This is a genomic window from Agrobacterium genomosp. 2 str. CFBP 5494, assembly GCF_900013495.1.
GTDB lineage: Bacteria > Pseudomonadota > Alphaproteobacteria > Rhizobiales > Rhizobiaceae > Agrobacterium > Agrobacterium pusense.
In genome coordinates this window covers 1,096,650-1,119,851 of the sequence record NZ_LT009719.1, presented here as the reverse complement: position 1 = coordinate 1,119,851, position 23,202 = coordinate 1,096,650, and the positions used below count along the sequence as shown (strand labels likewise).

The window sequence follows — 23,202 nt, the reverse complement described above, 5'->3', positions numbered from 1 at the left end:
AGTACTTATGCGTATTGCCGACATTCAACTAACGCCGGTTGCCATTCCCGACAAACCATTGCTGAACTGCAAGGGTGTTCACCAGCCTCACGCCCTGAGAACCATCATTGAAGTCACCTGTGATGACGGCACCGTTGGTTTGGGAGAGAGCTACGGGAGTATCAAAGCACTGGACGGTCTAAGACGTGCGGCTCCATCATTGATCGGTCTCGATCCGTTTCACCTTCACGAATTGAAGGCACGGGTCCTTGCCGCTTTGCCAGGTGGTGGTGGCATCAATGCAAAAAGCGCCGTTGCCGACCACAAACTGACGGACGTTGTCGCCTCGGCGTTTGAAGTTCCATGCCTCGATATTCAGGGCAAGCTGCTCGGGCGACCGGTGTGTGACCTGCTTGGTGGTGCGGTTCGCGACAGGGTTCCCTTCAGCGCCTATCTGTTTTTCAAATTCGCCGCTCATATTGGAGAAGAACCGGACGAATGGGGGGAAGTGCTGACGCCAGACCAGATGGTCGGGGAAGCCCGACGGATGGTGGATAAATACGGTTTCCAGTCACTGAAGCTCAAAGGGGGTGTTTTGCATCCCGATCTCGAAATCGAGACGATGCTGAAACTGCGCGAAGCCTTTCCAGATCACCCTTTGCGGATCGACCCCAATGGGGGGTGGACCATCGACACCGCTATCTACATAGCGCGCAAATTGGAAGGCGTTCTGGAGTATCTCGAAGATCCTGTCATCGGTATGGACCAGATGGCACAGGTCGCAGCGGCCACGTCAATTCCGCTCGCCACCAACATGATCGTCCTTGAGTTTGACCAGATTGCTCGAGCCTTCCGAAAGAACGCCGTTCAAATCGTCTTGTCCGATCATCACTATTGGGGCGGTCTTCGTGCTTCAACGCATCTCGGCAAAATCTGCGAGACATTGGGGCTCGGAGTGTCGATGCACTCCAACTCGCATCTTGGGATCACGCTCGCTGCTATGACCCATGTCGCTGCGGCGACACCCAATCTAAGCTACGAGTGCGATACGCATTTTCCCTGGACTGGTGTTGATGTGACTGAAGGAGTCCCTTTTGTCTTCGAACGCGGCAGCCTGGAGGTGCCAAAGAATCCAGGATTGGGGATATCGTTAGATCGACACAAACTGTCAGTATTCGCTGGTTTGTACGAACAGACGGCCATGAAAGAGCGGGATGACACGGCCTACATGAAGCTCTTTGAACCAGATTACGAACGTCGCGTGCCGCGGTGGTGACTGCCCAAATGTTGAGCGACATCTGATCCGCATGGCGGTTTCCGGACTGTGGCTTTGCACTGCGACCGTTAGCGTCGCAAGCACGCCATGGAGTAAGCCAAGAATTCGAACTGTTGTCTCGGCAATCAATCAGGCGGCGACGTAGGGCGGACCATTGATGACGAGCTCGCGTATCCTGGCAAATCTACCCACGCGCCCACTGGCAGGAAAATAAGCGTCGTTTTGACCCCGCCTTCCGGATCATCTTGTGATTGACGATGTTGAACCTGAACAGACGCCAAGCGGCTTGAGCATGGTGAATTCCAGGGGCATGGCGGAGTTACGCAACGTCTGGCAGGCCCCCAATAAGCTTGTCCAAGGTCATCGGATAGTGTCGCAGGCGGATGCCGGTTGCGTTATGAATCGCGTTCGCGATCGCTGCCGAAACTCCGCATAGTCCGAGTTCGCCAATACCCTTCGCCTTCATTGGCGAGGAAACTGGATCAGTCTCATCCATGAACACGACTTCCTGGTACGGGATGTCCGCGTGAACCGGCACCTCGTAGCCAGCGAGGTCGTGGTTGACGAAAAACCCGCGACGGGTGTCGACGGCAAGTTCCTCTGACAACGCCAGACCGGCGCCCATCGTCATCGCACCAATCACCTGGCTGCGGGCCGTGATCGGATTGAGAATGCGGCCGGCGGCACATACCGCAAGCATCCGGCGAATCCGCGTCTCGCCCGTGGCAACGTCGACGCCCACCTCCACGAAATGCGCTCCGAAAGTCGATTGCTGATGACTGTCTGAAAGCTTTTCCCACTCGACCGTGTCTTCGGCGACGAGCCCTTCGGAACCCGCCACTTCGGCCAGCGGAACCGAACGCGAACCGGAACGGACCTGACCATCTTCGAAGACGACGTCCTGTTCGTTGAAGCCCAGCTTCTTGACGATAGCGTCCCGAAGCTTGACACAGGCTGCGTAGACGCCTGAGGTCGAGCAGTTCGCGCCGAACTGCCCGCCGGAGCCTGCAGATACGGGAAAGCGAGAATCGCCAAGCTGCACGGCGACCTTATCAATCGGTAGGCCCATCATTTCCGACGCGGTTTGGGCGATGATCGTGTAGCTCCCCGTGCCTATGTCCGTCATGTCGGTTTCGACGGTGACGACCCCTTCCTTGTCCAGACGGACGCGAGCGCCCGATGGCACCAGAAGGTTGTTGCGGAACGCAGCCGCAACACCGGAACCGATCATCCAGTTGCCTTCGCGACGAGAGCCGGGTTGAGCTTGCCCCGGCCAGCCGAACCGTTCTGCTCCGAGCTTGAGACAACCGACAAGATCGCGATGCGAAAACGGACGTCCGGGCTTTTCCGGATCCACTTGTGTGTCGTTGAGGATACGGAACTGCACTGGATCCATTCCGAGCTTTTCGGCCATCTCGTCGATGGCGATCTCGAGCGCCATCAGTCCGGGTGCCTCCCCGGGTGCGCGCATGGCGTTGCCCTCGGGAAGGTGCAGCGTCGCCAGCCGCATCGCCGTCATGCGGTTTTCACCGGCATAGAGAAGCCGCGTCTGCATGGCAGCCGTTTCAAGCTGGCCATCGGGCTGATCGCCCGACCAGCTTTCATGGGCGATTGCCGTTATTTTTCCATCGCGAGCTGCACCAATGCGGATGCGCTGGATCGTTGCTGGACGATGCGTCGTGTTGTTGACGAGGAAAGGCCTCGGCAGCGCCACCTTTACAGGCCGCCTTGCTGCCTTCGCGCCGAACGCGGCCAGAACAACGTCGGCACGCAGGAACAGCTTACCGCCAAAGCCGCCGCCGATGAACGGCGACATGAGGTGGATTTTCTCCTTGTCGACACCAAGCGTCGTTGCAAGGTCGGACCGCCACCAGTCGATCATCTGGCTGGAAGTCCAGACCGTCAGCTCGTCACCATTCCAGGCAGCGATGGAGGCATGCGGCTCCATCATCGAATGTGACTGGTCCGGCGTTGTGTAGGTTTCGTCCAATGTCACCTCGGCGGACTTGAACGCCCCTTCGAAATCTCCAACGGCGGTATCGGGTGGAGCTCCGCCTGCGTCTTTTGGCTTGACTGCCGAACCCATTGCCTCGGCGAGATCGTAACTACCCTGTTCTTCCGCGTAATCCACCTTTACTAGAGCTGCCGCTGCGCGGGCTTGTTCGAAGGTTTCGGCGACGATCACGGCAATCGCCTGATGATAGTGCTGGATCTCATCGCCACCGAAAAGTATCGCAGTATTGTACTTGCCCTTCTCAAGTTTGCCGACGTCAAGCGTCGTTACCACGGCAAGCACGCCCGGCGAGCGTTCGGCAGCTTCGATATTCATCGAGATGAGGCGGCCCTTGGCGATGGTCGATCCGACGGGGTAACCGTAGGCATAGACCAGGTTCGGATCATGCCACTCATAGGCGTACATGGCCCGCCCCGTTGTCTTGAGCTCACCGTCGATGCGGTGAACGGGCTGACCGACGATTTTCAGCTGGTCGATCGGATTGGTCGTTGCGGGTGTATCGAACTTCATGGCAATTACCTCCTCGCTTCGGCGATCACGGCGCCGAGTGTGCGCTCCACCAGATCGATCTTGAACTTGTTCTGCTCGGTCGGACGAGCACCGTTGAGGAGAGCTTTCGCTGCGACCTTCGCTCCCTTTGAGAGTTCGTCATCCGCAGCTTCCACGCGCCACGGCTTATGAGCAATGCCGCCGATTGCCACCCGGCCAGTACCATCAGGCTGGATGACTGCACCCACAGAGACCAGAGCAAACGCGTAGGAAGCGCGGTCGCGGACCTTGCGGTAGATCTGTTTTCCTCCAGTTGGCGGCGGTAGCACCACTGCGGTGATAAACTCACCCTTTTCCAAAACCGTTTCGATCTCAGGGGTATCGCCCGGCAAGCGATGGAAGTCGGCGATTTGGATTGATCGGCGGCTACCATCGACCTTTACCGTCTCGATAACGGCATCGAGTGCGCGCATGGCAACGGCCATGTCACTGGGATGCGTGGCGATACAGCTATCACTCACACCCACCACGGCGTGCTGGCGACTGAAGCCGCCGATGGCGGAACAGCCACTTCCCGGCGAACGCTTGTTGCAGGGCTGTGCGGTGTCGTAGAAATATGGACATCGTGTTCGCTGCAAGAGGTTACCCGCGGTTGTTGCCCTGTTGCGAAGCTGGCCCGAAGCCCCTGCAAGCAAGGCGCGCGACAGGAGCCCATAATCACGTCGAACAATTGGATCGGCGGCAAGGTCGGTATTGCGAACCATCGCTCCTATGCGCAGGCCTCCCTCAGACGTCTTTTCTATTGTATCGAGCCCGAGACCATTCACATCGATCAGATGTGTCGGCGTCTCGATCTCCAGTTTCATCAAATCGAGGAGATTGGTGCCGCCTGCAATGAACTTTGCTTGCGAGTTCGAAAAGGCGGACCTGGTTGCAGCCTCGATAGATGAGGCCTTTTCGTAGGTGAAGGCTTTCATGCTTTTGTCCCCGCAACTTCGACGATGGCCTCGACAATGTTGGAATAGGCGCCGCAGCGACAGATGTTGCCGCTCATCCTCTCATGAATTTCGCCCTCACTCACCGATGTCTGCGCGTTAAGATCCAGCGTGACATGGCTCGGAATGTTTGCCGCGATCTCCTCAAGCACCGCCACGGAGGAACAGATTTGTCCCGGTGTACAGTAACCACACTGGAAGCCGTCATGCTTGACAAACGCCGCCTGCATCGGGTGCAGATTGCCGGGCTGTCCCAGTCCCTCTATCGTCGTCACGTCGTCACCGTCATGCATCACGGCAAGCGAAAGACACGAGTTGATGCGGCGTCCACCGACCAGCACGGTGCAGGCCCCGCATTGCCCGTGATCACAACCCTTCTTCGTTCCGGTCAGGTGAAGGTGTTCGCGCAGTGCGTCGAGAAGGGACGTGCGATTGTCAACATCGAGGTCTCGGACCTGTCCGTTGACCTTCAAGGATACGCTTGACGTGTGTTTCATGATTTCTCCTCCTGACTGGGCTGCCGCTCCCCTGGTGACAGTGGTGGCAGCGACGGTCGCGGCCGACGATATAAGTAAGTTTCGGCGTGAAAGTTCAAATATGCCGGTGCCTGGCATGGCCAGTTCCACTTCATCGATTGGAGAAATCAAAGGTTTCGCATCAAGGGGCGAGAACGCGGATCATTGAAAACTGACCCGTGAACGAATGAGTAGCAGAAGGAGTTCCCGATAGGCCTTGTTCATAGCGCGAAAGGACCGGCTAGGAGATCGACGCTCCTTGCCGATTGTGGGGCGGGTCTGGACATCGGTTCTTGACACCAGATCCTGGAAGAACGGTTTTAGCCGTCGTCCCGATCGAGCCGCATGCTCTTGCTTCCTAGGCCGTTCCCGTTAATCTCTGGCAATCGCACTGGCAGATCGAGACCCCTTGTGGAGCGGTCTCGGCCTAATGGGTGATCCTCTTGCATTGCATGCGTCACCCATGTGCATATAAGGGCGTTTGGAGAGCTACTCACGCCTCAAGTGCCTCTACGTTATCAAGCACCCGCCGAAGCAAAGACACCAGTGTGTCCACCTCTTCCCGCGATAATCCCTTGGTCATGTCCCGCATTGCCCTGGCGCAAAAAGCGCGGCCAGCTGGCAACCGCGCAAGTGCCGCCTGCGTCAATGATACCAGACTGGACCGCTTGTCTCACGGATGGGGCTCACGCTTGATCAAGCCATCCCGCTCCATCCGCGCCATGGGGCATCAGCTGCCAAGGACGAAACGGGAGAATGCCAGGGCATTGCGCGCATCCTCGTCCATTTTCGCGAGACCGGCGCCGCCGCTCAGATCGCGCCACACCTTGATGTCGGAGCCGATCGTGCCGCCGGTCTTGACGAAAGGCTCCATGACCACCGCGCCGGTGTAATTGATATCGCGCAGGGCGAGGCCAATTTCGTGCCAGGGCATCCTGCCCTTGCCCGGTACGCGGCGATTACTTTCTCCGGTATGGAAATGCCCCAGCAACGGGCCAGCCGTGCGGATGGCCTCGCCAAAGCTGTCTTCCTCGATATTCATGTGAAACGTATCCAGCATGACTTTCACGTTGTTCTTGCCGACATCCTTGACGAAAGCGACGCCTTCGGCAGCCGTATTGAGCACGTGGTTTTCAAAGCGGTTGAGGACTTCGATGCAAAGGTTGATGCCGAGTTCATTGGCGAAATCGGCAATGCCGTGAATACCTTCCACGCCGCGCGCATAATCGCCTGCCTTGTCGACCGGCTGCGAGTAGTCGATCGGCCAGTAGGAGTGCAGCCCGCCGCCAATCGTATGGATGTCGAGCTTGGCGACATTGGTAAGGGTGCGTTCAAAGAACGCCTTGCCAGCTGCGCGAACCGCGGCATCCTCTGACGACAGGTTTTTCGTTTTCGAAGGGCCGATACCGGCAGTGAGTATGATGCCGTTATCTTCCTACCGCACTCCCACGAGGAAGCTGCGCGAGCTGTTCCTAAAATCAAGACCTGCGTTGATCGGCCTTGAATGCGCCGTGGTCTTCGAAGACCCCACTGGCTCCACGCTGTTGCAAGACGTACCGACTTTCAGCAAGTATTTCGCGATACCTCTGGACCTTTGCGGCGCCCATCCTGCGCAAATCGACCCTCGATGGAGGTGCTGACTGGACTGGAAAAATGGCTTCGTTTTCCAGAAGGTCCAGCAGAAGATTACGCATGACCGCATTTTCCTCTCGCAGCTTCGCCAGTTCGATGACCTTTCCGCTCGATTCAAACCGCCTTGCGATGGCTTTGTCGATTTCGCGTTCGACAAGGAGAGCCTTGGCGGCGAAATACCGACAGGCAAAGAATGTTACCGCGAGCGCGCACAACGCGAAAATAACGTAGATCATTTCGACCTCCAGGTTACCCCTGAAATCGATACTCTGCCGCCGGTTTTCAATACGGATTCGGGCCACTCGACTGAAAAATCACATGCTCCTGAAATCCGCAACTTGTGAATTACGAAGACGGCCTCGCTCCGAGGTTGCAACCCTCAGGCGCTCCGCCGTCAGACGTTTCGTGATCTCGTCACCATGAAAGGTAGGTCGCTTTTCTCACAGGATATGCGAAAGGCTCACCATTCTCAAAAACGAAACCCTTGCGATACATGCAACTGCGCACCTGGGCGGAGCCATAGGCACCTGCATAGAAACCCACGTCGCCATATGATGGGTAACGTTCGATACTGCATCTGTCGAGGGCTGCCTGATAGGCCATCTCCAGTACATGGTGACCCGTCACCGGAACGGTGCCGTAAAGATGTAATTGGGTCCGCGCTTCCGCCGCTGCCGCCGTAAAGGTAACGCTTAGAACCACGCTTAAAGCCAGCTTGAGTCTCATGACGCGCCTCCAAAGAAATTATTTTGACGAGCAACGGGGATTTTGCCCTGTTTGTTCCCTCAATCAGAAGTTTCTCCCACATTGTGGTGGGGCGGCTTCCATTATGTCCCGGCCGGAAGTCTATGCCACCTTCCATTCCGCGAAGGTCGACCCAGGCCCGCGCCACGATTAATGCTGCGTGATAACAACAGAACGTTCCGTAACGCTGGAGGGACAGCCTCTCGAAATCGCTAGAGGCACCACGTTTGGCCCGATTGCCTACCGAAGGAACCCATCCCGATCGAACTCTCCCCATCCACGAAGGTCGGCCGCACCTTCGTCAACCTTTTGACCCGTCTTGTCTCCCGGCGTCATCTTCTTTTTGAGCGATCGAGCCAGCCGCCTCTGATAGGCCGCTTTCTGTCGTTTCTCTGCCTTCGCCTCGGCGTCCTCCACCCGCCACTCTTCCACGACCCCGCGATCGAGAAGGTCCTCGACCACCTTCGGATCGAAGACATGGAAGGTGATCCGCCGGGCACGGCCGTTCAGCCGCACGGTTCTCGTCCCGACGCTCTTGAGACGCCCATCCGCGAGCCAGCGATGTCGCTCGCTCGTCTTGATGGCGAGGATGTCCTGTATCTCGCGCGGGATCACCGGAAGAGTTTCGGCTTCCATCATCACGCCTGCCACGGTCCTCGCAGCGGCGTCGAAGGCGTTTTTGTCGCGGGCTGGCATCGTGAGCGTGATCTCGTTGCCCTCCAGGCTGATCGCTTTCTTCAAAGCCGCAGGCAGTCGGGCCTGCATTTCCTGCAGAATGCCTTTCGCTCGCACGGACGATCCCAGCGTCATCGCAGGCGACAACATCCACGTCCTGATCAGTTCGATATCGCTCTTCTCGAGTTTCCGCATCTCTTCTAAATAGTGCCGATCTCCTTTCGTTCAACGAGGTGAACTGTTCGGCGACCGCAGATCCGAACCAGCCTACGATTATCGGAAAGGTCCTGCTTAGCCGGGGTATGGCTCTCCGGTTTAAAACGACGAGCCTTCCGGCCAGTAGGTGCTCAAGCGGCCATCGCGATATCAGCGATGATTTGCCCTGTTGTCATAAAGCAGCGCAGCGGCCTCGACCTTATCGCCATTAGCTACTGCCCATGAGCACAGGGCCTCAAACGGTTGCCGCAGAGAATGGCCCAGCGGGGTGATCGCATATTCCACACCCACCGGCTGGGTCGGCAGGACGGTCCTCGTCACAAGACCGTTCCGCTCAAGCCTCTTTAGAGCATCGGCCAAGGCCTTGTGGGTGATACCGTCGAGACGGCGCTTGATCTCGTTGAAGCGCGAGGGCCTGGGACAAATCACCGTCAGGATCAGGATTGTCCATTTGTCCGCGATCTTGTCGAGCACGGGGCGAACCTGCGCCATGTCTCTAAGGGCGCACTGAGAAAGTGCTTCAAGGTCAGTATACTCGTCCATATCTAGGCTACTTAAGGTGCGTAATTGATAGCAGATATCTAATGTATATCATGCAGCGACCATCAATTGAAAGGACTTACGATGGCTCGGATGAGTAACAAGGTTGCCCTGATTGTCGGGGGCGCCAAGGGTATCGGCTTGGCAATTGCAGAGCGGCTTTCGGCCGAAGGAGCGATGGTCTTCATCACCAGTCGCCGAAGCGAAGATGCCGAAAAGGCGGCAACTGCCATCGGTCATAGTGCGGTCGGCATTGTCGCCGATGCCGCGCTCCCCGAAGATATGCGGGAGGCGGTCGAAAAAGTGAGAAGGGAACACGGCCGTATCGACGCGCTGGTCTTGAACGCCGGTCTTTCCGAGCCCGCCCAGATCACGGAGATAACGCCTGAACACTTTGACCGCCACTTCGACGTTAATGTTCGAGGAATGGTCTTCGGCTTCCAGGCGGCTCTGCCGGCGATGAGGGAATGCGGCTCGGTCGTCCTCGTCGGGTCAATTGCAGACAGCGGCGGCTATGCTTCCTATGGCACATATGCTGCGACCAAGGCAGCCGTGCGTTCCTATGCACGAACCTGGACTGCAGAACTGGCATCCAAGGGTATACGCGTTAACGTCGTCGCACCGGGTCCAACCGATACGGAAATGATGGCTGCGGTTCAGCCAGACATGCGCGCGGCCATTGTCGCTCCGATTCCCATGGGACGGATGGCGCGCCCCGCCGAAGTGGCTGCAGCTGCCTTGTTCCTGTTAAGCGATGAGGCGAGTTACATCGCCGGTGCCGAACTGTGCGTCGATGGCGGCTTGCGGCAGGTCTGAGCCAGAATTCGAAGCGCTGTACCCGATCTGGAATGACCGGGTACAGCAAAGGCTCGACAGAGAAGCGACGGATCGCAATTTCGCTGATTACAGGCCCGCCTCAGCCATCCATAGCGCTGCGTCTGCACCTGCCGGTATGCGCAGTGGCGCAGACGGATCGGTGGCAGCCTTCCAGATCGCTTCCGCGACATCGCGCGCGTGGGTCACAGGGCCCTTGTCGTCCTGAACATTCCTGACGAACTGCTGCAAAAGAGGCGCATAGTCCGCATCGTCCATGCCGCGCAGGTGTGGGCGGGCACTGGCGCCGAAACTCGTTTCCGGCGAACGTCCGGGCAAAACGATGTGGACGCGAACGCCGAAAGGCTCCATTTCAATCGCAAGGGACTCGCTGAGCGCATTCACTGCGGCCTTGCTGGCGCGATAAACCCCAATGACCGGTAGCGGTTTCAGTGTGACCGAGGACGTAACGTTGATAATGACGCCAGCCCGGCGACGACGCATTTGCGGGCCGAGGGCCTGGATCATCGCCAGAGTGCCTATCGTGTTCGTCTGAAATAGTGCCTGTGCGGTCTGGGATGCAGTCAGTTCGACAGGAGATGGTGCTCCGAACCCGGCGTTATTGACGAGCACATCGATTTGACCCGTTGCCTTCATAAGCTGTGAGATGCTGTCCGGGACGGTGACATCGAGTGCTAGAACACGCAGACGCCCGGACGCAGGGAGTAAGCTCTCGTCGGGCGTTCTCATCGTGGCGATCACGTCCCAGCCTTTTTCAAGGAACAGTTTTGCAGTTTCCAGGCCAAAACCCGAGGAACAACCGGTTATCAGAATTGCGGGCATTATTTTCTCCATAAGTGGCTGTGTCATTATGGTAGCGACCCGAAGGAAGACTTTATATATTCCAAGCTACTCATTTCTTTAGTAATAGTCCTGGATATGACAACAGACCCGCTCACCGAGATCGTCACACTCCTGCAACCCGCCGCGCGGGCTTCGAAACTGGTGGAGTGCGCCGGTGCATGGCGTATACGTCGTGAGGGCACAGGCGAGCCGTTTTATTGTGCCATCCTGGAAGGGCAATGCCGGGTCACTTTCGGTGGCCGACAAACGTTTATCCTGCAGGCCGGAGACTTCATTCTCGCGCCTGCCATGCGCGATCTCGTCAATGAAAGCTCCGACGCCACAGCCGACTTGCCGGCAACGGTTCCGACAAAGATCAATGAGGGACATTTTCGTGTGGGACCACATGACGGCCCACCCGCACTACGAATGCGTATCGGACATTGCAGCTTCGGCACGCCGGATGCGGCCCTGCTCGTTTCTTTGTTGCCGGACGTGATTCTGGTTCGCGACAAACCCCGGCTTGCGACGTTGATGCAGTTGATCGACGAGGAGACGCAGGAACGGCGCGCAGCGCGCGAACCGGTTCTGGAACGACTTATCGAGGTGCTGTTGATTGAGGCACTACGGTCCTCAACCGACACCAATTCTGCACAGGGCCTCGGCAGAGGGCTTGGTGATGAGCGCCTTTCGGCGGCACTTCGGGCTATGCATGACCGTCCCGGCCATCCCTGGACCGTCGTTGATCTGGCGAAAGAGGCGGCGCTCTCCCGTTCGGCATTTTTTGCGCGCTTCAACCGAATAGTCGGGGTTGCGCCGATGGAATACCTGCTGACATGGCGTATGGCGTTGGCGAGGCAGCTCTTGCGGAGTGGTGATCTCGCAATCGACGATGTAGCCGAGCGGGTGGGATATGGATCAGCAAGTACGTTCAGCGTGGCTTTTGCCCGACGCACCGGCATCCCTCCTGCTCGATACGCCCGTATGGCCGCGCAGAACGGCGAGGCAGGAGACAACCGATTGCTACGGCCACTGACAGAATTATAACAATGCAGTTGGCCTATCGACAATACGCCCGACCAGCGCTTTCAAACTGGCGCAGCGATTCCAACGATCATCGACTGAACTCCGGACTCGGGTGGCTGACACCCGCCGAGTTCTTCGCTCAGACAATCAACCCGCGACGTGACGTGATGCGGTGCTGCGCAGCCGGAATGGCTCCGCACCGCAACCCGCCGTTACCTCCCAGAATACAGCAACCCAAAAACGTTGGAGCAAACCCAACACTGGATAAAATTTGGGGGGCAAGGTCAAAGGTCATGGAAGCTGGCGAGATCGACACGCAGCAAAAACAAAAAATGCTCCTCGACGGCTACGCGGAGGAGCTTTTTGAGAAGCGACTTGAATGGGCGAATTTGCAAGTTTCAGTGCGGGTGCTTGTGCGTGAAGGGTGGCTTTGGGTGTGGTTTATCTGTTTTGTTTTGGATTGTTGTTTTGGTTGCGGGGGCGTGATTGCACGGAGATTTGTAAATGCGGCTGGATAAGTCCCGCGTTGGCGGGAATCATTTTCTTCTCCACCATCAAGGTCGGCCCGAAATCCGGATAACGTTCGCAAACCAGCTTCATAGCATAATCCCGAACCCCGTCGCTGATCCGATTGTTCGATGGCCGGCCGACCGCCTTGCGCCGGATCGACGCCGCACCGCCAGTTCGTATCCGCTCCAGCAGCCGTCGCACCTGGAACGTGTTCAGGTCAAGCACATGTGCCGCTGACACCATGGTCATCCGGCCGGCGATCACTTTTGATAAAATCTCGATCCGCCGCAGATCGCGCTCGCTCATCGCCATCAATCCCATCCGCAATCTCCCAGGCATCGTCCAAACCCGGGGAGCGTGACATTCCGCCTTTGCGGCATGCGCTTATGTTGCCTTCATATAGGCTATAAATAGAATAGCGAAATTCGACGTTATAAAACGCACTGACTTGCGCCATTTTGACCTCCGCCAGAAAGCTGAAGGGAGGCGCATATGCTTATGATCAATTCACAGGAAACGGCCGGTCTTTTGCCGTTTGACGGGCTCATCAAAGCGCTTGCTTCCGCCTTCGCGGAAGGTTGCGAGATGCCGGTCCGGCACCATCACACGATCGATGCGCCAGATGAGGCCGCCGCGACACTGCTGTTGATGCCCGCCTGGCATGGCTCCCAGCGGTCCTCTCGTTATCTGGGGATCAAGATCGTCACCGTTTTTCCTGGAAACGCAAACAGAAACCTGCCGGGACTGACCTCGACCTATATGCTTTACGACGCACAGACCGGCATCCAGCTTGCCACGCTGGACGGCAATGTTATTACCGGCCGCCGCACTGTTGCGGCGTCGGCGGTTGCAGCGGATTATCTGGCGCGCAAGAATGCCAGCCGGCTTCTGGTACTGGGCGCCGGCCGCGTCGCGAGCCTCATTCCCGACGCGTATCGGGCCGTCAGACCGCTCGAGCAGGTGGCGGTCTGGGATATCGATCGCGGCAATGCCGAGCGGCTGGCGCAAACCATCGAGGCATCGGGGCTTGCCGCCGCGGTGGTCGATGATCTGGAGAGGGCGGTTGCCGAGGCGGATATCGTCAGCGCCGCGACGCTCGCCACCACCCCGCTCATCCGGGGCGCGTGGCTGCGCCCCGGCACGCATGTCGATCTCATCGGCGGCTTCACGCCCGGCATGCGCGAAGCGGATGACGAAGCCATAGGCCGCGCCTCGGTCTTTATCGATACGGTGGAAGCGCTGCACGAAGCGGGCGATCTCGTTCAGCCGATCGAAGCGGGCCTGTTTTCTGAGGAGAGCGTCAGGTCAACGCTTGCCGGACTTTGCTGGGCAAACCGGTTTGCGCGCAGTAGCGATGATGAGATCACGCTTTATAAGGCTGTCGGAACCGCGCTCGCCGATCTTGCGGCGGCCACCATGGTTTATGAGGCCGCAACGCTGAACGGAAAAGGATGAAAGACATGGCCAAACGCGAAATCCTTGAAGTGCCGGTGGTTTCAGAGGTGATCCGCCGGCTGGGCGCGCCTACCTCGGCGCTTGTCCGCTCCGGCAACATCGTCGCCACCTGCGGCATGCCGCCCGTCGATCTTGAGACGGGCGACATCGTCAGGGGCGATATCGCCGCCCAGACCCGGGCCTCGCTGGAAGCCCTGCGTTGTGATGGAGGCTTGTGGCAGCGCCCATTATTGGGCCAGGCAGATGCTACGGTTTGGCCATGAAGTGAAGTTGATCCCACCGCAATATGTCCGGCTTTTCGTCAAGCGGCAGAAGAACGACGCGGCCGATGCCGAAGCGATCGTTGTCGCGGCACAGCGTCCAGAAATGCGTTTTGTCGAGATGAAATCGCCAGAGCAGCAGGCCAATGCCGTGCTGTTTCGAGGGCGCGAGCGTCTGGTCCATCAGCGCACGGAGTTGGCGAATTCTCTACGTGCGGTACTCTATTGATACGGTCACATCGTTCCACAGGGGCTCGTCCAGCTCAAGCGCATCGAGGAAATCCTGGCTGATCGGGACAGTGAGCTTCCTATGCTTGTACGAGAGGAGTGCCAGGATCTTCTGGAGCAGATCGCAGGGAAGACAGTCCGGATAGACACCAAGACGCGTAAGGCAAAGAAACTGGCTCGGCTCACCAATGTGGCGCGTCGGCTGCAAACCATGCCGGGAATTGGGCCACTGACCGCATTGGCCGTCGAGGCATTCGCGCCGAAAATGGCGACCTTCGCGCGCGGCAGAGACTTCGCGGCGTGGCTGGGGCTTGTGCCAAGGCAACACTCGTCGGGCGGCAAGGAAAGGCTTAGACGCATCTCAAAGGCCGGACAGGCTGATATCCGCCGGCTTCTGCTTATTGGGGCGATGTCGCGACTGAGCTGACAGGGGCGAAGGTAAAATCGAATGGGTATTGGCTGGCGCGGATGCTTGGCAAGGAAACCGAGGATGCTGGTCGCAATCGCCTTGGCCAATAAGATGGCGCTGGCGATCTGGGCTATGCTGACGAAGGGAGAGGATTATCGGAGTCCGGCGGTGGCCGCGGCTGCATGATGGATATGCAGCAGATCGGCTAACGGCGGTGAAAGGGGTGTGAGAAGTCGATGACCTGAATGGGCGCAATGATTGAACAGATCTGGAGCCAGGACAAAGGAACGAGCGAAAAGCTCGCTGTTCAGATTTGGCCCTGTTCTGCAGATCACCATACCGGCCGGCGGCTTCTGAAAGTGCCGCAGATCAAAAAGGCCTGACAGAAGACTACACTCGATCACACGCTTATGAAGTGAGAAACTACTTGCACCAGGGGCGGCAACCACAGAAGACCTTTGTGGGAGCGGTGCTCGACACCGGGCATGACCTCTCGTCTTGCGGCGTCATAAGATCGGAGCTTGTCGGTGACATCACGCGCGCCGCCAGCATGTCTTCAACCATCCGCAAGCTCAGCGGAAAGCGGAAATAGAGCCACACCGCGTGGGCAATGATCTCAGCTGGGAAACGGTGGCGGCGGTAGAGCGGATCACGGTCTGACATACCCATTCATCGCATATCCAATTCCAAGTCCGGTTAACTTTACGATGCCCAAATTACAATCCTTTCGCGATTGCTCACTTTAACGTGTTGACTCGCGAAAAAAATAATGCAGCATAACGATGCTCTCTTGTAAATGAATAAATCTTATGGATGACGATCGACAGTCTTTGGCGGAAGACTGACGATCCTTTTAATATTTTCTGTTGGTAGAAAGTTTTAACTTCTATGATTGATCAGAACAGGCTCCGCGTTGCGACGGTCGGAGTAAATAGAGAGACTGTAAAAAGACTTTGCGACAATGTTTCACTCAGTGGAACCGCGATTTTTGTCGATGAAATACGTGAACTCGAAAGAATAAGCGACTTCATCGTCAGAACATTGCCGAATATCGTTGTCGTCGGTATCAATAGTCAGGTATCGGAATTCGACGCTCACATCGTCAGGGGCAGCCTACGCAGCGCGCGGACGGATGCAGCGGTGATCTGCGTCGCGACAGACGAACTCATCGATAAAGTGCCGGAGATCTATGAAGCGGGCATCCATAACATCCTGCTGGAATCCGACATCGCCATGGAGTTTTCGCGCGCGATTACCATCATCGCAGGCGGTGGAAACTACATCAGCCGCCGCATATTCGGCCTCATCCGAGAACCCAATATCCGCTCCTTCTATTCAGCCCTCAACACCACTCCGGCAAACGCGAAAGATATGGAAAGCGGCCCGCTCAGCCACCGGGAGGAGATGGTCCTGAAATTGTTTGCCTTTGGCTTCAGCACCAAGGAAATTGCTTCCGAACTCAAAGTCAGCACAAAGACCGTCGAGACATATAAGGCACGCGCATCAGAAAAACTCGACCTAAGATCTCGTGTGTCAATAGTCAAATATGGATGCAGAAGCGGCTGGTTCTCGGTTCTACTCAATTAAAATTCAGAAATTTTTAAGATTTTTACCACCCGTACGCATTACGTAGCGGAAGCTTTACTGTTTTTGACATTTATATAGTTAATTTAACCTTAAGATTTCGCTTTTTCCTGACTTGCGCCGGATTTTCCCTGACATAAAGTTGGACACACGCCGAACGCGAAAAGAGAGCCGTGTTCGGTGCGTGTTTCGAACCAAGATCTTCAACAGGAGAATTCTCCAGATGGCACGTGTCAGTATTTTTGGCATCGGGTATGTGGGAGTGGTGTCAGCCGCGTGTCTTGCCAGTGATGGGCATGATGTTGTGGCGATAGACGTCGATCCCAACAAGGTCAACAAAGTCAGCAGTGGCGAAACGCCGATCGTCGAACCGGGCCTCGATGTCCTCATCAAAAAAACGGTGGAACTCGGCAAGCTGAGTGCAACGCTCGATATCGCCAAGGCAATCGCCGACACCGACGTTTCCTTCGTCTGCGTGGGTACGCCGAGCGATCCGGACGGTGCCGTAGGCCTCGCCTACGTCAAGCAGGCCTGCATCCAGATCGGCAAGGAAATCGCGGCCAAGGGTCGTTTCCATTCAGTGGTCATCCGCTCCACCATCGTTCCGGGAACGATGGAATCTGTCTGCATCCCGCTGCTGGAACAGGCATCTGGCTTGGTTGCAGGCGTGGACTTCGGCGTGGGTTACTACCCGGAATTCCTGCGTGAGAGCACGGCCATCGAAGACAACTACAACCCGGGCCTCATCGTCTTCGGTGCGCTGGATAAACCAACGCTCGACGTGCTGAAGGAAGTGAACGCAGGACTGCCCTGCGAGCTCAGTATCGTCTCGCTGGCGACGGCTGAAATGATCAAATACACAAGCAATTCATGGCGTGCAACCAAGGTCACCTTCGCCAACGAAATCGGCAATATCGCCAAGTCTCTGGGTATCGACGGCCAGCAGGTCATGCGGGTTCTGTGCTCCGATCACAAGGTGAACATGTCGCCGTACTTTATGCGTCCGGGCTTTGCCTTCGGCGGTTCCTGCCTACCGAAAGATGTGCGGGCGCTGCGTCATCTGGCTGCGGCCAAGGCCACCAGCACGCCGCTTCTCGATGCCGTTCTCGTCGCAAACGCCCGCCAGATCGAGCGCGCGGAAACGATGATCGAAAACACCGGAGCAAAGTCCGTCGGTCTCGTCGGTATCAGCTTCAAGGCTGGCACGGACGATCTGCGTGAAAGCCCTCTGGCCGATCTCGCCGCCCGCCTCATCGCCAAGGGTTACGACCTCAAGGTCTATGATCCGAGCGTCCGGGAAGCTTACGAGCATCAGATGACCGGTTCCGGGCGTGGCAACGACTCCATTCCCGACCTGCAGGATCGTCTCGTCGGCGGCATCGGCGAACTGATCGATACGTCGGACGTGCTTCTGATCGGCAACCGCTATGACGAAACGGTCGACTCCCTGAGCGAAGCCGTGACCGAAAAGTCCTGTGTCGATCTGGCTCGGCTGACGGCAGGCCTGCGTTCGAACGGGCGCTACGAAGGCATCTGCTGGTGAGGCCCCGACAATGATCGGACATGCGCTCTATCTCGCGACGGTCACCCTTCTGGTACTGTCTCTGCCATTCGAGGAACTCTCGAAACATATCGGCCTTGCGCTGACGATCGGGTTCATCGGAACCTGGCGGTATAGCTGGGGAGCGATCAACTTCGTCAGAGCGCATGTCTTCATCCGTTTCGTTCACCCGCGCCGTCGCGCAACGGCGGAGCGGTTGTACGGGCAGCAGAACATACCGACGCACGCTTTCTTTCTCGCCACCAGCTACAAGATCGAGCCGGAAATTTCGAGCGCGGTCTATCGTTCCATCTTTGCAGCAGCAAGGGAATCCCGGGGTGGATCGACCGTCGTCGCTTCAGTCGTAGAGGCAGCTGACGAACGTCTGATCCGCAGCATCTACGATCTCACACCCGGCATGGAGCGGGTGAGACTGGTCATCGACCGTATCGCCGGGACCGGCAAACGCGACGCGCTTGCAACATCCTTGCGGATCATCGCCCGCGAGTGTCCGGGCGAGCGAGACATCGTCATCTTCGTGGACGGCGACAGCTGTCCGCCGATCGACATCGTGGAGAAATCTGCCCCTTTTTTCTGCGATGGAAAGGTCGGCGCGCTGACGACGGACGAGCGTTGCGAAGTTCCCGATCCGGGCCTCTTCCGCGACTGGTTCAACCTCCGTTTCACCCAGCGCCAGATGATGATGTCCTCCATGGGGCTATCGCGGCGGATACTGACGCTGACGGGTCGGATGTCTGTGTTCCGGGCGACGCTCGCCTGCAACGGCGATTTCATTCGCATGGTGGAGCGGGACAGCATGGATCACTGGCGGCTTGGTCGGGTGACCTTTCTGACCGGCGACGACAAGTCGACATGGTTCTGGTTGCTGAAGAACGGCTGGCATATGCTCTACCTGCCCGATGTCAGCAGCCTATCGATGGAAACGCAGCCGAAACCCGGCTTCGTCCACTCCGCAGTGGTGCTGATGGTCCGCTGGTTCGGCAACATGCTGCGAACAAATGGACGCGCTCTGGCACTCAGCCCGGGCAGAATCGGTTACTTTACCTGGTGGTCGCTTCTCGATCAGCGCGTATCGATGTGGACGACGCTACTTGGTCCTGCAACGGTTCTGGTTTCGGCCCTGTTCCTTCACCCGCGGATCCTCGCCGTCTACATCGCATGGGTCATGTTCACCCGTTACGTCTACTGCCTGGCGATCATGAGCTTCCGACCCAGCTTTCCGATCACCTACCCGTTTCTGCTCTACTTCGGACAGCTGGTGGGCGCCGCCGTCAAGACTTACGTGCTGTTCCGTCTCGACCGGCAGAAATGGACGCGCCAGTCCGCGAGCAAGGGTGCCGCGAAACAGCCGCTGTCGCTTCGCCTGAAATCACTGACGTCCCTCTATCTCCACGCAGTCGCCACTGGTTGGCTGCTTTTGACCGCAATCGCCCTGAGTTGAACCCAAACAACAAGGAAAGCGCACATGTCCAATATCGAGCAAGTCGGCCCTGAACGGGCAGCAGGCAGCTTTTCACCAATCACTTCGGACCTGCACGCCGGAAACGAGCATCCGTCGATTAACCTGCCGTTCAGCGTCGTCATCGAAGGGCGCAGCTATGAGGGCATATGCCTGTCCATGGCTGCGGCCAAGATCAATGGTCTCGCAGCACCGGGTCTGACGCAGGGAACGCGAATGGCAATATTCCGATTCAACTTCGGAGCATTCCTGTTTTCGCTCCCGATTGCCGTCATCGTCGATACCGCGAACGCCAATACAGGCGAACTCGACCTCACCTTCGCGGAACCGACCGGTCCGCACATGCCTCAGCTTCGCTATTTGCTGAATGCGTGGCTCGCGGGCGATGTCGTCAATCTGCACGATATTCTGCAAGCAAAATCCCGGCTGCCGAAAGCATCCGGCAACCAGCAGGCCCACGTCTCCCCCGGAAAGCTCGCGACCCGATTGGTGGGCGGGGCGATTTCGGCTGCGGCATCCGTACTATTCGTCTTCGGCGCGACAGCACTGATTTCCAGTCGTCTCTACCAGCACGATGTAGAGGGCCCGTCCGTTGCGGTCTGGAACGGATCGGTACTCCGGGCCACGACATCGGGACAGTTGTCCTTCTTCGCCCAAAACCCGGCAAACCGGCAGCCGCTCTACACCATCGAAAGCGCCTCTGGCTCTTCGGTGACCACACTTATGCCGTGTGACTGCTCAATTCGCGAACGGTATGTCGATCAAGGCGCGACCGTTCTTGCCGGGGAGCCAGTCGCTCAACTGGGTGACGGCAATGGGGCGCTGGTCGTCGAAGCACGCCTCTCCTCGGCGGACTTCAACGCCCTGTCAGACACAGCGACCATCGTGATGACGGCTGCGGACGGCACCGTTCATCGTGCGAATCTAACCGACATGAAGTCCAGGAGCGCCGGGACAGATCCCTCGATGGCCATACTCGTGACCCTCGAACCCGACGTGGCCTTGGCACCTTCCAACGCCAAGAAGCCAGTGCGCGTCACAATCGACACCACACCGCCCTTCATCGCCGCAATCAACGATGCGGGCGCCCGAGCGCTTTCGCTCCTTACAAACTGGAAACAATGACCATGAAGAGCTCCAAGATTTACCCTTTGATCCTCTGCGGTGGTTCGGGAACCCGTTTGTGGCCCATGTCCCGCGAGACGCAGCCCAAGCAATTCCAGCCAATCGAGGGCAAAGGTTCGCTGACCTTCTTCCAACAAACGGTGCAGCGTCACCGTGGCGGCATCTTCGCACGTCCCATCGTCTCGGTGGGTGAACGTCACCTGGAAACCGCCTCGCGGCAACTGGGCGATATTCAGTGCAAGGCGCATATCATCACCGAGCCGATGGCCCGCAACACCGGTCCTGCCGTGCTTGCTGCGGCGATGTATGTGGCAGGTGCCGAACCGGATTCCCTGATCGTCGTGCTTCCTTCGGACCATGTCATTCAGGGTGATCTCAACGGCGTCATCAATCAGATGCAGAAAGCCGCGCTCGACGGCATGATCGTAACCTTCGGCATTCGCCCGACCTTTGCCGAAACCGGCTATGGCTACATCATGGATGGCGGTAGCTTCGACAGCTATCCCGGCCTTCATCGTGTCGAACGCTTTATCGAGAAGCCGGAGCTGAGCATCGCTCACTCCCTGTTCGAAACCGGTTATGCCTACTGGGCGTCCGGGATCAGCATGTTCCGCGCCGACAAGCTGGTTAGCGAATATCGCCAGCACGATCCCGCCACCTATGCCGCAGTGCGCGGATCGCTCAACGATGCGCAACCGCTCTGTGGAAATCGGGGCATCTCGCTTTCAGGGAAGTCCTTTATTAAGGCGATCAGCCTGCCGACGGAAAAGGCGATCTTCGAGCGCACGATGGATATCGCTCTCGCGCCGGCCGACATCAAATGGGACGATGTTGGAGCATGGAACGCTCTGCACTCCATCAGTCGCAAATGCGAAAACGGTAACGTCACGTCCGGCGATGTGGTGCTGCACGATACGCAGGATTCGCTTGTTCGCGGCGGCGACAGGCTGGTTGCCGTGGTCGGCATGACGGATGTAGTTGTTGTCGATACCGACGACGCCCTGCTGGTAACATCCAAGCAGCGGGCGCAGGACGTCAAGAAAATCGTCGAGAAACTCGTTTCCACCCAACGACCGGAGGTCAGCAGCCACCGTAATCAGTATATGGAATGGGGAACCTTCAAATCCATCCATACCGCCAACGGCGTCACCATGAATCTCATGACGATTGCGCCGGGCAAACAGGCACGCATTCTCGGCGGTTCGGACAGAAGCCACATCGTAACGGTTCTGAGCGGCACGGTGCATCTGAAGTCCGGCGCGATGGGAATGCCGGTCCACGCCGGTAGCGCGGAAATGTTTCTGAGCGCGGATTATGCGCTCGTCAGCAACTATTCGGATTTGCCTGCTGAACTCATCGAGATCACGTGCGAAATCCGGCCAGCCATACCGCAGGTTTCGCATATCCAGATGCCCGTCGTGGCCCTGCAACAGGCAATCGGGGACGAAGATTATGCCTAGACCGGCAGTGCGCGCAGCACTTCTTTCCCTTTGCCTGGCAAGCGTTCTGCCACTGGCGTCTTTCGCACAGGATGCAGCGGGAAAACTCGCGGCTCCTCTGGAAGCGCAACGTCGGCTCATCACCGCGAAATTTAGCACCATGGTGCCGATCGCGACGATCGGAGCCGGGGAAGGTCTGCTGGCGGAACTCGAGAAGAATATCGGCCCCGATGTGACCGCTATCGTCATCGAAAGCGGCTCCTATACCCTTTCGGATATACTCGCCTCAGCATCCAAAAAAGGGCTGGGCCGGCTCATCGGGAAAAGCGGAAGCTCCGTCACTATTGCGGCACCTCTAGTCGTCTGGAAGGGCGCCGAACTCAGGATCGGCGCGGGAGAGCATGTCGTTCTGGACCGTTCGCGGTATGCGCTGATCCTCAATGCCGGCACGCTTTCCGTCATCGATGCCACGATTGAGGGAAGTGCTTTTGCGGATGCGCAAACGCCTTTCCGGCCCTTTCTCCTGACTGTCGTCGATGGTGAGGCCGTTTTCAAGGGAAGCGTGATCCACAATCTCGGTTTCGGCACATTCGCAGAAACATCGGGCCTTTCTTTTCTTGGACGAGGTTATTCGCTGGGCTCTCCCAATATCGAGGTCAGCGACAACGACATCTCGGATCTGGTTTCCGTCAGCTTCATCCGGTCTTCAAACAGCACCGTGACGGGCAATCGCCTGACAGGGATGCGGTCTTCCGGGATCGTCCTGCAGTCCGCCTCGAACGCGAAGGTGAAGGGCAATTCCCTGCTGTCCGCCACTGGTCACGGTATCAGGATCACCAGCCAGAGCCAGAAAATCGATCTGCAGGACAATACTATCGTCAACGCCAGGAGCCACGGTGTGTTCGTCGATGACGGCTCGGTTCTGGTGGCGATGAGCAGAAACCGGATCGAAAAAAACGGTTTGTCCGGCATCGTGCTCAAGAAAAGCGGATGCAACGCTGTTTCCAACAACACTTTGGCGAACAACGCCCTTAGCGGCATTCGTTTAGAAGCAAGCTTTGGGATTACCATCGTCGGCAATTCCATCGTCGAGAACCGTGACGGCATTACGCTCGAGGGGCAGACCAGCTCCGTTGCGACAGAGGTTCACGACAATCTCTTCTCACGCAACCTCGCTGGCATCCGCTCCGACGCACATGGCGATCTAAACATCGCCAGAAATGACTTTTCCAAGCAATGGACCCGGCTTTTTGCGGGCGCGATCGCCAGCTCCACGGGCCGATATCTCGCGTCTCAAGATGCTGGGCGCAATTCCGAATTCGTGCTGAAGGGAGAAGCGAAGACGGCCAGCGTTCAACTGGCATCCTTTTCCGCCTTCGGTCTCGCAGACTGCACCTCCAAGAAATAGGCACCCA

The 23,202-nt window shown here is 57.7% G+C and carries 21 protein-coding genes and 5 pseudogenes; 14 read left to right on the top strand and 12 right to left on the bottom strand.

Features of this window, described 5'->3' with window-relative positions:
* The first annotated feature begins 7 nt into the window (after nt 1-7).
* Nucleotides 8-1,255 (top strand): glucarate dehydratase family protein, encoded by a 1,248-nt coding sequence (locus AGR2A_RS19975; RefSeq protein WP_072493381.1) that lies wholly within the window; start codon nt 8-10, stop codon nt 1,253-1,255.
* A gap of 319 nt (nt 1,256-1,574) precedes the next feature.
* Here AGR2A_RS19975 and paoC read toward each other — a convergent pair whose 3' ends face one another.
* From paoC to AGR2A_RS19930, 8 genes are all read right to left on the bottom strand, one after another.
* The gene (paoC, locus tag AGR2A_RS19965; RefSeq protein ID WP_072493382.1) at nt 1,575-3,779 is read right to left on the bottom strand and encodes an aldehyde oxidoreductase molybdenum-binding subunit PaoC; all 2,205 of its coding nucleotides are present in this window, start codon (nt 3,777-3,779) and stop codon (nt 1,575-1,577) included.
* 5 nt (nt 3,780-3,784) lie between these two features.
* The gene (locus AGR2A_RS19960) at nt 3,785-4,735 is read right to left on the bottom strand and encodes an FAD binding domain-containing protein (RefSeq protein WP_072493383.1); all 951 of its coding nucleotides are present in this window, start codon (nt 4,733-4,735) and stop codon (nt 3,785-3,787) included.
* On the bottom strand, nt 4,732-5,367 hold the full coding sequence (gene paoA, locus AGR2A_RS19955; protein ID WP_072493457.1) for an aldehyde dehydrogenase iron-sulfur subunit PaoA: 636 nt from the start codon (nt 5,365-5,367) through the stop codon (nt 4,732-4,734). The genes AGR2A_RS19960 and paoA overlap by 4 nt, the downstream gene beginning before the upstream one ends.
* A gap of 631 nt (nt 5,368-5,998) precedes the next feature.
* The gene (locus AGR2A_RS19950; RefSeq protein ID WP_234797346.1) at nt 5,999-6,649 is read right to left on the bottom strand and encodes a D-psicose 3-epimerase; all 651 of its coding nucleotides are present in this window, start codon (nt 6,647-6,649) and stop codon (nt 5,999-6,001) included.
* 97 nt (nt 6,650-6,746) lie between these two features.
* The gene (locus AGR2A_RS19945; protein ID WP_072493458.1) at nt 6,747-7,136 is read right to left on the bottom strand and encodes a hypothetical protein; all 390 of its coding nucleotides are present in this window, start codon (nt 7,134-7,136) and stop codon (nt 6,747-6,749) included.
* A gap of 178 nt (nt 7,137-7,314) precedes the next feature.
* Nucleotides 7,315-7,626 (bottom strand): hypothetical protein, encoded by a 312-nt coding sequence (locus tag AGR2A_RS19940; RefSeq protein ID WP_072493384.1) that lies wholly within the window; start codon nt 7,624-7,626, stop codon nt 7,315-7,317.
* Nucleotides 7,627-7,884: 258 nt separating this feature from the next.
* Nucleotides 7,885-8,514 (bottom strand): hypothetical protein, encoded by a 630-nt coding sequence (locus AGR2A_RS19935; protein WP_072493385.1) that lies wholly within the window; start codon nt 8,512-8,514, stop codon nt 7,885-7,887.
* A gap of 171 nt (nt 8,515-8,685) precedes the next feature.
* The gene (locus tag AGR2A_RS19930; RefSeq protein WP_022563258.1) at nt 8,686-9,078 is read right to left on the bottom strand and encodes a winged helix-turn-helix transcriptional regulator; all 393 of its coding nucleotides are present in this window, start codon (nt 9,076-9,078) and stop codon (nt 8,686-8,688) included.
* Nucleotides 9,079-9,159: 81 nt separating this feature from the next.
* Here AGR2A_RS19930 and AGR2A_RS19925 point away from each other — a divergent pair, with 81 nt between their 5' ends.
* A complete protein-coding gene (locus AGR2A_RS19925; RefSeq protein ID WP_072493386.1) occupies nt 9,160-9,891 on the top strand; it encodes an SDR family NAD(P)-dependent oxidoreductase in 732 nt (243 codons plus the stop codon).
* 87 nt (nt 9,892-9,978) lie between these two features.
* Here AGR2A_RS19925 and AGR2A_RS19920 read toward each other — a convergent pair whose 3' ends face one another.
* Nucleotides 9,979-10,731: an SDR family oxidoreductase gene (locus AGR2A_RS19920; RefSeq protein ID WP_072493387.1), complete on the bottom strand. Its 753-nt coding sequence runs from the start codon at nt 10,729-10,731 to the stop codon at nt 9,979-9,981.
* A gap of 96 nt (nt 10,732-10,827) precedes the next feature.
* Between AGR2A_RS19920 and AGR2A_RS19915 the strand changes: the two genes are divergently transcribed.
* Complete coding sequence (locus tag AGR2A_RS19915; RefSeq protein ID WP_072493388.1) at nt 10,828-11,778, top strand: AraC family transcriptional regulator; 951 nt, start codon at nt 10,828-10,830, stop codon at nt 11,776-11,778.
* A 23-nt stretch (nt 11,779-11,801) separates the two neighbouring features.
* Nucleotides 11,802-12,025, top strand: a pseudogene (locus AGR2A_RS19910) (IS3 family transposase); the annotation flags it as partial.
* Nucleotides 12,026-12,300: 275 nt separating this feature from the next.
* On the opposite strand, the pseudogene AGR2A_RS19905 reads toward AGR2A_RS19910, so the two are convergent.
* Nucleotides 12,301-12,588: pseudogene (locus AGR2A_RS19905) on the bottom strand (helix-turn-helix domain-containing protein); the annotation flags it as partial.
* 171 nt (nt 12,589-12,759) lie between these two features.
* On the opposite strand from AGR2A_RS19905, the gene AGR2A_RS19900 reads away from it, so the two are divergent.
* The 4 genes and pseudogenes from AGR2A_RS19900 (at nt 12,760) to AGR2A_RS30155 (ending at nt 14,637) form a co-directional block, all read left to right on the top strand.
* The gene (locus AGR2A_RS19900) at nt 12,760-13,722 is read left to right on the top strand and encodes an ornithine cyclodeaminase family protein (protein WP_072493389.1); all 963 of its coding nucleotides are present in this window, start codon (nt 12,760-12,762) and stop codon (nt 13,720-13,722) included.
* Nucleotides 13,719-13,919 (top strand): annotated as a pseudogene (locus AGR2A_RS19895) (RidA family protein); the annotation flags it as partial. The gene AGR2A_RS19900 and the pseudogene AGR2A_RS19895, both read left to right, overlap by 4 nt.
* A 7-nt stretch (nt 13,920-13,926) precedes the next feature.
* Nucleotides 13,927-14,211, top strand: a complete 285-nt coding sequence (locus AGR2A_RS30160) for an IS110 family transposase (protein WP_312608557.1) — start codon at nt 13,927-13,929, stop codon at nt 14,209-14,211.
* Between the two features lie 81 nt (nt 14,212-14,292).
* Entirely contained in the window at nt 14,293-14,637 is a 345-nt protein-coding gene (locus AGR2A_RS30155) for a transposase (RefSeq protein ID WP_234797339.1), read from the top strand.
* A gap of 433 nt (nt 14,638-15,070) precedes the next feature.
* Here AGR2A_RS30155 and AGR2A_RS30455 read toward each other — a convergent pair.
* Both AGR2A_RS30455 and AGR2A_RS30150 read right to left on the bottom strand, forming a co-directional pair.
* Nucleotides 15,071-15,157 (bottom strand): annotated as a pseudogene (locus AGR2A_RS30455) (IS6 family transposase); the annotation flags it as partial.
* A pseudogene (locus tag AGR2A_RS30150) lies at nt 15,157-15,282 on the bottom strand (IS6 family transposase); the annotation flags it as partial. The pseudogenes AGR2A_RS30150 and AGR2A_RS30455, both read right to left, overlap by 1 nt.
* A 225-nt stretch (nt 15,283-15,507) precedes the next feature.
* Here AGR2A_RS30150 and AGR2A_RS30145 point away from each other — a divergent pair.
* The 6 genes from AGR2A_RS30145 (at nt 15,508) to AGR2A_RS19855 (ending at nt 23,195) form a co-directional block, all read left to right on the top strand.
* Nucleotides 15,508-16,206 (top strand): response regulator transcription factor, encoded by a 699-nt coding sequence (locus AGR2A_RS30145; RefSeq protein ID WP_080823310.1) that lies wholly within the window; start codon nt 15,508-15,510, stop codon nt 16,204-16,206.
* A 220-nt stretch (nt 16,207-16,426) separates the two neighbouring features.
* The gene (locus tag AGR2A_RS19875) at nt 16,427-17,746 is read left to right on the top strand and encodes a nucleotide sugar dehydrogenase (protein ID WP_072493391.1); all 1,320 of its coding nucleotides are present in this window, start codon (nt 16,427-16,429) and stop codon (nt 17,744-17,746) included.
* Between the two features lie 10 nt (nt 17,747-17,756).
* Nucleotides 17,757-19,205, top strand: coding sequence for a glycosyltransferase (locus AGR2A_RS19870; RefSeq protein WP_072493392.1), 1,449 nt, complete (start codon nt 17,757-17,759; stop codon nt 19,203-19,205).
* 24 nt (nt 19,206-19,229) lie between these two features.
* Nucleotides 19,230-20,348 (top strand): HlyD family efflux transporter periplasmic adaptor subunit, encoded by a 1,119-nt coding sequence (locus tag AGR2A_RS19865; RefSeq protein ID WP_072493393.1) that lies wholly within the window; start codon nt 19,230-19,232, stop codon nt 20,346-20,348.
* Nucleotides 20,349-20,350: 2 nt separating this feature from the next.
* Complete coding sequence (locus AGR2A_RS19860) at nt 20,351-21,808, top strand: mannose-1-phosphate guanylyltransferase/mannose-6-phosphate isomerase (RefSeq protein WP_072493394.1); 1,458 nt, start codon at nt 20,351-20,353, stop codon at nt 21,806-21,808.
* Nucleotides 21,801-23,195, top strand: a complete 1,395-nt coding sequence (locus AGR2A_RS19855) for a right-handed parallel beta-helix repeat-containing protein (RefSeq protein WP_167378231.1) — start codon at nt 21,801-21,803, stop codon at nt 23,193-23,195. The genes AGR2A_RS19860 and AGR2A_RS19855 overlap by 8 nt, the downstream gene beginning before the upstream one ends.
* Nucleotides 23,196-23,202: the final 7 nt, after the last annotated feature.

Excerpts from the sequence above, each read along its gene's own strand:
- AGR2A_RS19865 (WP_072493393.1), top strand. The coding sequence starts at position 19,230 with ATGTCCAATATCGAGCAAGTCGGCCCTGAACGGGCAGCAGGCAGCTTT.
- AGR2A_RS19940 (WP_072493384.1), bottom strand. The coding sequence starts at position 7,626 with ATGAGACTCAAGCTGGCTTTAAGCGTGGTTCTAAGCGTTACCTTTACG.
- AGR2A_RS19920 (WP_072493387.1), bottom strand. The coding sequence starts at position 10,731 with ATGCCCGCAATTCTGATAACCGGTTGTTCCTCGGGTTTTGGCCTGGAA.
- AGR2A_RS19925 (WP_072493386.1), top strand. The coding sequence starts at position 9,160 with ATGGCTCGGATGAGTAACAAGGTTGCCCTGATTGTCGGGGGCGCCAAG.
- AGR2A_RS30160 (WP_312608557.1), top strand. The coding sequence starts at position 13,927 with ATGGAGGCTTGTGGCAGCGCCCATTATTGGGCCAGGCAGATGCTACGG.
- AGR2A_RS19945 (WP_072493458.1), bottom strand. The coding sequence starts at position 7,136 with ATGATCTACGTTATTTTCGCGTTGTGCGCGCTCGCGGTAACATTCTTT.
- AGR2A_RS19975 (WP_072493381.1), top strand. The coding sequence starts at position 8 with ATGCGTATTGCCGACATTCAACTAACGCCGGTTGCCATTCCCGACAAA.
- paoA (WP_072493457.1), bottom strand. The coding sequence starts at position 5,367 with ATGCCAGGCACCGGCATATTTGAACTTTCACGCCGAAACTTACTTATA.
- AGR2A_RS19930 (WP_022563258.1), bottom strand. The coding sequence starts at position 9,078 with ATGGACGAGTATACTGACCTTGAAGCACTTTCTCAGTGCGCCCTTAGA.
- AGR2A_RS19915 (WP_072493388.1), top strand. The coding sequence starts at position 10,828 with ATGACAACAGACCCGCTCACCGAGATCGTCACACTCCTGCAACCCGCC.
- AGR2A_RS19900 (WP_072493389.1), top strand. The coding sequence starts at position 12,760 with ATGCTTATGATCAATTCACAGGAAACGGCCGGTCTTTTGCCGTTTGAC.
- paoC (WP_072493382.1), bottom strand. The coding sequence starts at position 3,779 with ATGAAGTTCGATACACCCGCAACGACCAATCCGATCGACCAGCTGAAA.
- AGR2A_RS19860 (WP_072493394.1), top strand. The coding sequence starts at position 20,351 with ATGAAGAGCTCCAAGATTTACCCTTTGATCCTCTGCGGTGGTTCGGGA.
- AGR2A_RS19935 (WP_072493385.1), bottom strand. The coding sequence starts at position 8,514 with ATGCGGAAACTCGAGAAGAGCGATATCGAACTGATCAGGACGTGGATG.
- AGR2A_RS19870 (WP_072493392.1), top strand. The coding sequence starts at position 17,757 with ATGATCGGACATGCGCTCTATCTCGCGACGGTCACCCTTCTGGTACTG.
- AGR2A_RS30155 (WP_234797339.1), top strand. The coding sequence starts at position 14,293 with ATGCTTGTACGAGAGGAGTGCCAGGATCTTCTGGAGCAGATCGCAGGG.
- AGR2A_RS19875 (WP_072493391.1), top strand. The coding sequence starts at position 16,427 with ATGGCACGTGTCAGTATTTTTGGCATCGGGTATGTGGGAGTGGTGTCA.
- AGR2A_RS19855 (WP_167378231.1), top strand. The coding sequence starts at position 21,801 with ATGCCTAGACCGGCAGTGCGCGCAGCACTTCTTTCCCTTTGCCTGGCA.
- AGR2A_RS19960 (WP_072493383.1), bottom strand. The coding sequence starts at position 4,735 with ATGAAAGCCTTCACCTACGAAAAGGCCTCATCTATCGAGGCTGCAACC.
- AGR2A_RS30145 (WP_080823310.1), top strand. The coding sequence starts at position 15,508 with ATGATTGATCAGAACAGGCTCCGCGTTGCGACGGTCGGAGTAAATAGA.